Origin of the sequence: Kitasatospora sp. NPDC048296 (genome assembly GCF_043201815.1) — a bacterium.
Lineage (GTDB): Bacteria > Actinomycetota > Actinomycetes > Streptomycetales > Streptomycetaceae > Kitasatospora.
Genome location: NZ_JBICZB010000088.1, coordinates 19,919 through 28,440 on the forward strand (window position 1 = coordinate 19,919; position 8,522 = coordinate 28,440).

Annotated in this window: 5 protein-coding genes; 3 read left to right on the top strand and 2 right to left on the bottom strand. The window is 72.7% G+C overall.

Going from position 1 to position 8,522, the window contains the following annotated elements; genetic code table 11:
* The first annotated feature begins 37 nt into the window (after positions 1–37).
* Positions 38–1,501: a glutamate synthase subunit beta gene (locus ACGF12_RS33550; protein WP_393038678.1), complete on the top strand. Its 1,464-nt coding sequence runs from the start codon at positions 38–40 to the stop codon at positions 1,499–1,501.
* A gap of 116 nt (positions 1,502–1,617) precedes the next feature.
* Here the strand turns inward: ACGF12_RS33550 and ACGF12_RS33555 are convergent, their stop codons facing one another.
* Positions 1,618–2,187: a hypothetical protein gene (locus ACGF12_RS33555; RefSeq protein WP_393038681.1), complete on the bottom strand. Its 570-nt coding sequence runs from the start codon at positions 2,185–2,187 to the stop codon at positions 1,618–1,620.
* Between the two features lie 376 nt (positions 2,188–2,563).
* Here ACGF12_RS33555 and ACGF12_RS33560 point away from each other — a divergent pair, with 376 nt between their 5' ends.
* Positions 2,564–5,269 (top strand): hypothetical protein, encoded by a 2,706-nt coding sequence (locus ACGF12_RS33560; protein WP_393038684.1) that lies wholly within the window; start codon positions 2,564–2,566, stop codon positions 5,267–5,269.
* Positions 5,266–6,474 carry a hypothetical protein gene (locus ACGF12_RS33565; RefSeq protein WP_393038687.1) on the top strand — a complete coding sequence of 403 codons (1,209 nt, stop codon included), beginning with the start codon at positions 5,266–5,268 and terminating at the stop codon, positions 6,472–6,474. The genes ACGF12_RS33560 and ACGF12_RS33565 overlap by 4 nt, the downstream gene beginning before the upstream one ends.
* A 106-nt stretch (positions 6,475–6,580) precedes the next feature.
* Here ACGF12_RS33565 and ACGF12_RS33570 read toward each other — a convergent pair whose 3' ends face one another.
* Entirely contained in the window at positions 6,581–8,047 is a 1,467-nt protein-coding gene (locus ACGF12_RS33570; RefSeq protein WP_393038690.1) for a TolB family protein, read from the bottom strand.
* Positions 8,048–8,522: the final 475 nt, after the last annotated feature.

Here is an 8,522-nt window from a genome sequence, read left to right on the forward strand (position 1 = left end):
GCCGGGTCCGTGTCGGCACGCCCTGCCGGAGGCCGCGATGGCAGACCGGATGGCTTTCCTCACTACTTCGCGCGCGGAGCGGGCGCGACGGGACGCGCGGGAGCGGCTGGGGGACTGGCGGGAGGTGTACCGGCCGGGGGCGCTGCTGCCGGTGGTGGGCGGACAGGCGGAGCGGTGCATGGACTGCGGGCTGCCGTTCTGCCACGCCGCCTGCCCGCTGGGGAACCTGGTGCCGGAGTGGAACCGGCTGGTGGCGGAGGACGACTGGCGGGCGGCGGCCGCGCGGCTGCTGGCGACCAACAACTTCCCGGAGTTCACCGGGCGGCTCTGCCCGGCGCCGTGCGAGAGCGCCTGCGTGCTGGCGATCGGCGGGGCCGCGGTGACGATCAAGAACGTCGAGCTGGCGATCGCCGACCGGGCCTGGGAAGCGGGCTGGGACCGCCCCCAGCCGCCCGAGCGGCGAGGGCCGCAGCGGCGGGTCGCGGTGGTCGGTTCGGGTCCGGCCGGGCTGGCCGCCGCCCAGCAGCTGACCCGGGCCGGGCACACGACCACGGTCTACGAGCGGGCCGACCGCCCGGGCGGGCTGCTGCGCTACGGGATACCGGCGTTCCGGCTGGAGAAACACCGGTTGGATCGGCGACTCGACCAGCTCCGGGCGGAGGGAACGGCCTTCCGCACCGGGGTGCGGGTGGGGTGGGACGTCACCGGCGAGGAGCTGCGGGCCGGGTACGACGCGGTGCTGGTCGCGGTGGGGGCCACGGCCTGCCGGGAGCTGGCCGTGCCCGGGCGCGGGCTGCCCGGGGTGCACCCGGCGATGGAGTACCTGACCTGGGCGAACCGGGTGGACGAGGGGGACTGCGCGGCCTCGCCGCTGTCCGCCGAGGGGCGCGAGGTGGTGATCGTCGGCGGCGGGGACACCGCGGCCGACTGCCTGGGGACGGCGCTGCGCCAGCGCCCGGCCTCGGTCACCCAGCTGGACATCAACCCGCGGCCGCCGGAGCGCCGGGCGCCCGGGCAGCCCTGGCCGGTCCACCCCAAGGTGTACCGGGAGACCACCTCGCACGAGGAGTCGGGAGCGGGTTCCCGGGTGTTCGCGGCCGCCACGGTCGGCTTCGAGCCGGGACCGGACCGGCGGCTGGCGGGCGTGTGCTTCGCCGAGGCCGAGCCGGGGGACCGCAGCGCCCGCGCGGGCACCGGACGGACGCTGCCGGCGCAGCTCGCGCTGCTCGCGCTGGGCTTCACCGGACCGGAGCCGGACCAGCCGCTGTTCGCCCAGCTCGGGCTGGCCGTCGGCTCGGACGGCACGCTGGAGCGGGACGACGAGTACGGCACGGGGACCGACGGCGTGTTCGTCGCGGGGGACGCCGGGCGCGGGCAGTCGCTGATCGTCTGGGCGATCGCGGAGGGCCGGGCGGCGGCCGCCGCGGTGGACCGCTACCTGCGGGGACGTACCGAACTCCCGTCGCCGATCAGCGCCTCGGCGCGGGCGCTCACGCTGTGAGGGCGTGGGCGCCCGTGCCGGAGGGCTCTTCGACCGGCCGGGGGCTCGGCTGGAGGTTCAGCCGATCGCTCGGCTGAGGGCTCGGCCGGGGGCTCGGCTGGGACTCAGCGGATCGCTCAGCTGAGACCGAGGACCGAGAGCGCGGTGGTCCAGTCGGTGGCGATGGCCTGCTGGGCGGGCACCAGGTCGACCTGGTGGTTGCAGACGGCGCGGTAGAGCTTGTACTCCACGGTGTCCTTGTCGGTGGAGGACAGGCCGCTCGCGCCGGTGGCGTAGCGCGGCTCCGGCCACAGGTTGTTCGGGTCGGTGGGGTTGCCGCCGAGCGACAGCGGGATGAAGTGGTCCTCCTCGTAGTCCGCCGTGTTGGTGTCGGTGTAGCCGTACGCGGCGATCTGCTGGACCTTCAGGCGGTTGGTGTACGTGGTGGACGGGCGGATCGAGGTGCTGTAGCCCGAGACGCAGATGGTGGAGTCGATGGTGTCCTGGGTGGCGTCCGGGTTGGTGGCGCCGGGGGTGCAGGCCGGGTCGGGCAGCGGGAGGTAGGCCTGCGAGCAGGTCGCGTCGAGGGCGGTGCGGGTGTGCGAGGCGGTGGCGGGGACGGCGTGCGCGGTGCCGGCGGTGGCGAGGGCGGCAGCGGCGAGGACGACGGTCGCGACGGCGGGGGCGATGCGATGGGCGCGAAGCATGTGGGGAGCTCCCTGACACGGGCTCGGCACGGGTGTGCCGGGCGATGTGTCCATGCCACCACCTGCGGTTCTATGCGGGTAGACAGGGGATGGTGAATAGTTGACAAAGCGTCAGTCAACGGGGTCGGGGCAAGTGTTCGCTTGACGCGCTCCCAACAGGTAGGCGTGCCGGGCCGGCGTGTCGGTACTCCGGTACTCCGGCACAGCGGCCCTCGGCGGTGGGGGCGCGCTTCGGTGCGGGCAGGCGCTCGGGAGCTCTGCCCGCCGCTTCGCACCTCCTCGCAACGCACTGTGCCCCGCGAGCCGTTCGCCCGCGACGCGTCCCCGTCACGGGCCCGGGTAGGTGTCGGGCAGCAGACGGACGGAGGGGACCGCCATGCCAGACCACGTCCAGGGGGCACCCGCACAGCTGCCGGCGCAGCTGCCCGCGTCGACGCCCGCGCTCACGTCCGAGCCCGTACCCGCGCTTGCGCCCGCGCCGCTGGGCTTGCCGACTCCGCCGACTCCTCCGACTCCGCCCTGGCCTGGTGGCGGGCAGCAGCCGGTGGTGCTCGGGCACGCCGCCCGCAGCATCCCCAAGGCCACCCTCGTCCCGCTGAAAGTCGACAGCCCGCAGCACAACCCGGGCTTCGCCGAGCACGCCTACCTGCGCCGGCTCGACCTTCGCCCGGAGGAAGTGACCGCCCTGCGCGGGCAGTTGACGGCCGAGCTGCCCTGGGGGCTGCTCGTCGCCTCCGCCGTCGACCCCGCCGACCGCCCGCTGCGCTCCGCCGCCCTCGCCGCCGTGGACGGTCCCGCGCTGCGCGAACTCGGCGGCGCCCTCGAACAGTTGCGTCGCGCGGACGGCACCGTCGAGGGCCTGGCCCGGGCCGGCCGGGCCGCCGCCGCGAACGCCGCCTACGACCACAACGCGGCCGTCACCCCGATCGGCCTGCTCAACCTGGAGCGCCTGGAGATGGCCCCGGCCGGGATCGAACGCGGCGAACTCGTCGCCACCATCCCGCTCGCGCCGCTGGAGGAGACGGCCGTCAGCCAGAAGGAGTGGTCCGTCACCTCCAAGGAGTTCAGCTCGATCGTCACCGACTCGCTGGAGAACGTCAGCGAGACCGGCGTCACCGACAACACCGAGCTCGCCCAGTCCACCACCAGCCAGCTCCAGCACAGCAACCAGTTCAACGTCACCGGCACCGTCTCCGGCGGCATCCCGCTGATCTCCGGCTCCGCCACCTCCGGCATGACCAGCCAGAGTTCCGACTCGCAGTCCGCCACCGACAGCCGCAAGCACGCGACCACGATCACCGAGAAGGCCTCCTCGCGCACCAAGCAGGAGCACAAGGTCACCATCACGACCACCACCGTGACCGGTTCCTCGGAGACCACCACCCGCACGCTGAAGAACGCCAGCCCCACCGACCCGATCCGGATCGACTACTTCAGCATGATGCGCAAGTGGCGGGTCCGGCTCTACCGCTCCGGGCTGCGGCTCACCTACGACCTGGCGATCCCCGAGCCGGCCGGGGCGCTGCGCGAGGCGTACGCCGAACTCGCCGCACTGGAGGCGAAGCTGGGACCGTTCCACTTCGACGTGCCGCACTCCGACATCACCGAGGAGACCCGCCCCGGCGAGAGCCAGCCGCACTACCTGGTGCTGGCCGAGAAGTACGGCGCCACCGTGCCGCTCGCCCCCGGCCCGCTCCCGGACATCCACGTCAACGTCACCGCGCCCAACAACGACGGCGCCGCCATCTTCGACGCGCCGCCGCTCAACATCCCGGACCGGTACTGGATCAAGAACCTCTGGTTCCAGTTCACCTCCGAGAGCCGCACCGGCGACTACCACTACAACCTCAAGGTGCTCGGCAGCGCCATCCCCGAATGGAACGAGCCCTACGGCACGCACGGCCCCGTCGACCTCGCCGACCCGGTCAACGGCGGCCTGCTGCGGCACGCGGGTGGGCCGTGCGTGGTGAGCTTCCACCTGGTCAACAACCGGCAGACCTGGCTGAGCCTCACCGCGGCCGTCGAACCCACCGACGAGGCGCGCCGGCAGTGGCAGAACGACGTCTGGGCGGCCCTGTTCAACGCCGCCCAGACCAAGTACTACGCCGAACAGCAGGACCTCGCCGCCCGCGCCGCCGCCCTGCGCGAACGCCTCAACGGCGTGGACACCCTCACGCTCCGGCGCGAGGAGAGCGACGAGATCATGAAGGGCGTGCTGCGCTTCCTGCTCGGCGTGGACTACCACATGATGCCGTCGGAGGTGGTTGACGCCTTCACGGCCTCGGTCACGAGCGACCCCGACCGGCTGCGCCACGGCGCCGGCTTCCCCGGCAACGACACCGGCGGGCTCGGAGTGAGCGCCGCGGCCTGGGCGGCGGTGCTGGGACACGAGGCGGAGGTGGCCTTCGTCAACCAGGCCATCGAGTGGGAGAACGTGGTCACCTTCCTCTACTCCTACTTCTGGGACGCGCCCGTCGCCTGGCCGTTCGTCAGCCGGATCAGCCACCCCGACGCCAACCGGCAGGCCTTCCTGCGGGCGGGCAGTGCCCGGGTGGTGCTCACCGTGCGCAAGGGCTGGGAGGAGGCCTGGGTGCGGTTCGCCGAGGGCGGCTTCCACGGCGCCCCGCTGCCCGCCGACCACCCGTACCTGACCATCGCCCGGGAGATCGCCGCCTACGACGACCGCAACTATCCGGGCATCCCGCCGGCCAACCCGGGCAGCAGCTCGCTGCTCCTGGAGGACGAGGTGGTGACCACCTGTGCCGCCGTGGTCGAGCCGGCCGCCGGGGGAGCGCCGGTGCTGGTGCCGGTGGCCTCCAGCGCGGGCTTCGACCCGGACACCGTGGTGGTCGTGGACGAGTACGACGACCGGCGGATCCAGGAGACCGCCCAGGTGGTACGGGTGCCGGACGACGGCCACCTGCTGCTCGCCGGGCTCACCCACCGCCACGACGGCACCCTGACGCCCTTCCCGATCCGTCGCCCGGGGCACCGGGGCACGCTGATCGCGGAGTGGAACGAGTACACGCCGACCTCGGGGACGGACATCGCGGTCAGCAGCCCGCTGAAGGACATCTCGTGAGCTTCATGAAGGATGAGGACACCTGCCTGCTGCTGGGCAAGGCGCGGGACGAACCGCCGACGGTCTTCGAGTACCTGGCCGCTGAGCTGTGGGTGCGCCACCACTTCGGGGCGGACTTCGACGCCCGCCCCGGCGCGACCTGGGTGACCTTCCAGCTCGACCGGATCTCCGAGTGGTGGGGCAGCCCCCGCCGGGACCGGCTGGACCCCGAGGACGCGCTGCCCTACGGGCGGCTCACCCTGCAGCCGCAGGACCCGGTGCTGCGGATGGTGCTCCAGGTGCTGTCGGAGGACCTGCGCAACGTCTTCCCGACCGCGAAGGTCGAGGCGATCAAACGGATGCTCAAGGACCGCAGCACCCCGGCGGTCAAGCTGATCAAGGCCGTCCGTGAACTCACCCCGGGCGGAGCGCTCAAACCGGACATGCTCGGGATCCAGAACCACGTCCCGGAGCTGCGGATGGAGGCCCTGGAGGTCGGCACCGAGCAGGGCGCCCTGGACACCTACCGCGAACTTCAGGGGAAGATCTCGGTGTTGCGGGACCCGTGCGGCCGGGTGATCGAGAACCGGCTGCTCGCCATGCAGCGCACCGCCGTCAAGCAGCTGCCGTTCACGGTGGTGGCCACCGGCACCGACTGGCGGCTCGGGGCCGGGCTGATGATCCTGCCGATGCCGGTCAACGTCATCGAACAGAACGGGGAGACCTACGTCGACTGGCTCTGCTACTGGCCCACCAACCGGGCCGAGTTCCGCGAGTACCCGAGGCCCGCGAACGGGCGGCCCGGCTACGACGGGCTGGTGCTGTACCACATCCACCGGGTACCGCTGCGGGCGGTGCAACTGCCCGACAAGATCCGCGAGGCGATGCTCAACGTGATCCGGGCCCGGCAGCGCTCCCGGGCGCTCGGGCCCACGCTGGTGCCGGAGTTGGCGGTGGCGATCGAGCGCGACCGGCGGCTGTTCACCCCCGAGGGCGAGCTGTTCCTGGCCGGGCTGGGCGCGGTCGGGCTGCTGGCCCTGGGGGTGTGGGCGGCGGTGGGCACCGGCGTGGTCGCGGGGCTGGCGGCGGTGGCCAAGGGCGGGCTGGTCGCGGCGGCGGCCGCACCCGAGGTGTTCGTCGGGGCGGTCGCCGCGGCGGCCAAGGTGGCGGATCAACTCTGGTCGGTGATCTCGCAGTTGGGATACCTGTTGCCCGAGTTCGGGTAGCGGGTCGGGGGTGGCCCCGGCATCGTGTTTGATGCCAGGGCCGGGGGCCGGGGGCAGGGGGTCTGGGGTCGGTGCTGGGGCTGGGGCGTGGGTGTTGTGGCGGGTGTCAGTGCTTCGGGAGGTGGCGTGCGAACACGTCCGGCGCCTTGTTGGTGTCGCCCGGGACGAGGGTGCCGTCGTCCGAGCTGAACACCACCGTGGCGCCATGGGCGTCGACGTACGGTCCGTACGAGGCGCCGGTGGTCTGCGCGCCGTCGTTCGCCACGCTGACCCGTTCTGTGCGGCCGCTCCACAGGTCGCGCCGGAACACGTCGCCGACGCCGTTGGTGTCGCCGGGCACCAGGTTCGCGGCCGTGGAGTCGAAGTACACCCAGCGGCCGTCGGCGGTCATCTGCCCGTTGAGGGAGTCGCCGGTGGTCTTCGTCCCGGGCAGGCCGACGCTGACCTGGGTCTCGGTGCCCTCCTCCAGGTCGCGGACGTACACCTCGAAGTGCCGATCCCACCAGTTGTCGCCGTGCTGGACCCAGGTCGAGTAGACCGCGTACCGGCCGTCCGGGCTGAGTGACGGGTAGTCCGCTCCGCGCCAGCCGCCCTTCTCGTCCGCGCTGGCCATGGTGGTCTCCTCGGCGCGCAGGTCGCGGACGTACAGCGGGTAGAGGTGCGGCTTGAGGATCCGGGGCCGGTCGTCGGTCCGGAAGGAGTCGCGGACGAACTGCTCGTCGGGCTCCTGGCCGGACTCGGCGGCGAGCCCGGCGGCCGCGTCGGGGGAGAGTGAGCCGGGCTTGTCCCGGCTGGTGATGTTGGTCGCCTTGGAGATGAATGCGACGCTGCCGCCGTCGGCGCTGATCACGGGGGCGGCGGAGGAACCGTTCGCCTCCTTGCCGTCCGTACCGATGCTGACCAGGCGGTTCTCGCCGGTCCACAGGTCATGGACGTAGATGTTGGCGCCGAACCAGGTGACCGTCCCGGGGGCCAGGTCGGTGCGGTTGGACTGGAAGGCGATGTAGCGGCCGTCCCAGCTGAGCGACGGGTGCCCGGAGAACTGGTTCGGCTGCGGCTTGCCCGGCTCCTCGCCGACGGAGACGAGGGTGGTCTCGCCGGTCCAGCGGTCGTGGACGTAGACGTCCTGGGCGCCTAGGTTGGCGCCGGGCGTCAGATTGGTGGCGTCGGAGCTGAAGGCGACGTACCGGCCGTTGCCGCTGATCGTGGCCTCGAAGGAGCCACCGTTGGCCTGCGCGCCGTCCGGGCCGGTGTTGACCCGCTCGGTGTCGCCGGTCCGCAGATCGCGGACGAAGACGTCGGACTTGCCGTTGGTGTCGCCGGGCACCAGGTTGGTGGCGTTCGAGGTGAAGACGGTGTAGCGGCCGTCGGCGCTCAGCCCGGCGGCGTGCGAGGCGCCGTCGGGCTGCGCCTGGCCGAGGCCGACGGACACCCGCTCGACGCCGGACTTCCGGCGGGGGTCCGCCTGGGCCGCCTGGGTGGTGGTGAGCGCGAGCGCGGCGGCTGCGCCGAGTGCGCAGGCGGCGCGCAGCAGGCGCCGGGACGGGCGGGCGGTGGTGCGTGTGCGGGTCATCGGGTCCCTCCCCTGGGAACGGCCGGCCGCGTCGACGGTGACGCCCGGTGGCGTCGAGGGCTGGTTGCGTCCAGGCCTGGCGGCGTCCAGGGCAGACGGCGTCCAGGGCTGGTTGCGTCGAACTCCCCGGCGGTCGGCTCGGGGTGAGCCAACCGCCGGGTGGGGTGGGCGGTCAACGGTGGTTCGCGCGGAGCGGCATATTCACGTCAAGGGACGGGCGTGCGGGTGGGCGCGCCCGAACGCTTCGTGCTGCTCGGGGGAACGAACAGACGTACACGTTGACCGTGCTGCCCATGCGTGGCGTCGGCGGTCCGTGCCGGCCCGGTGAGTTGATCGCCCGGCATGCGGTGGTGCCCGGCGGGGGTTGACCGGCGGTTTACGGCTCTTCTGCTCCATCTGTGGGTCGCTGAGGAGCGCCTGATGCAGTACACGCCGTCCCCTGTGCAGATCTTGAGGTGTCGAGACTCGTGATCTG

Coding starts and splice junctions, on each gene's coding strand:
- ACGF12_RS33550 (WP_393038678.1), top strand. CDS start 38: ATGGCAGACCGGATGGCTTTCCTCACTACTTCGCGCGCGGAGCGGGCG.
- ACGF12_RS33555 (WP_393038681.1), bottom strand. CDS start 2,187: ATGCTTCGCGCCCATCGCATCGCCCCCGCCGTCGCGACCGTCGTCCTC.
- ACGF12_RS33560 (WP_393038684.1), top strand. CDS start 2,564: ATGCCAGACCACGTCCAGGGGGCACCCGCACAGCTGCCGGCGCAGCTG.
- ACGF12_RS33570 (WP_393038690.1), bottom strand. CDS start 8,047: ATGACCCGCACACGCACCACCGCCCGCCCGTCCCGGCGCCTGCTGCGC.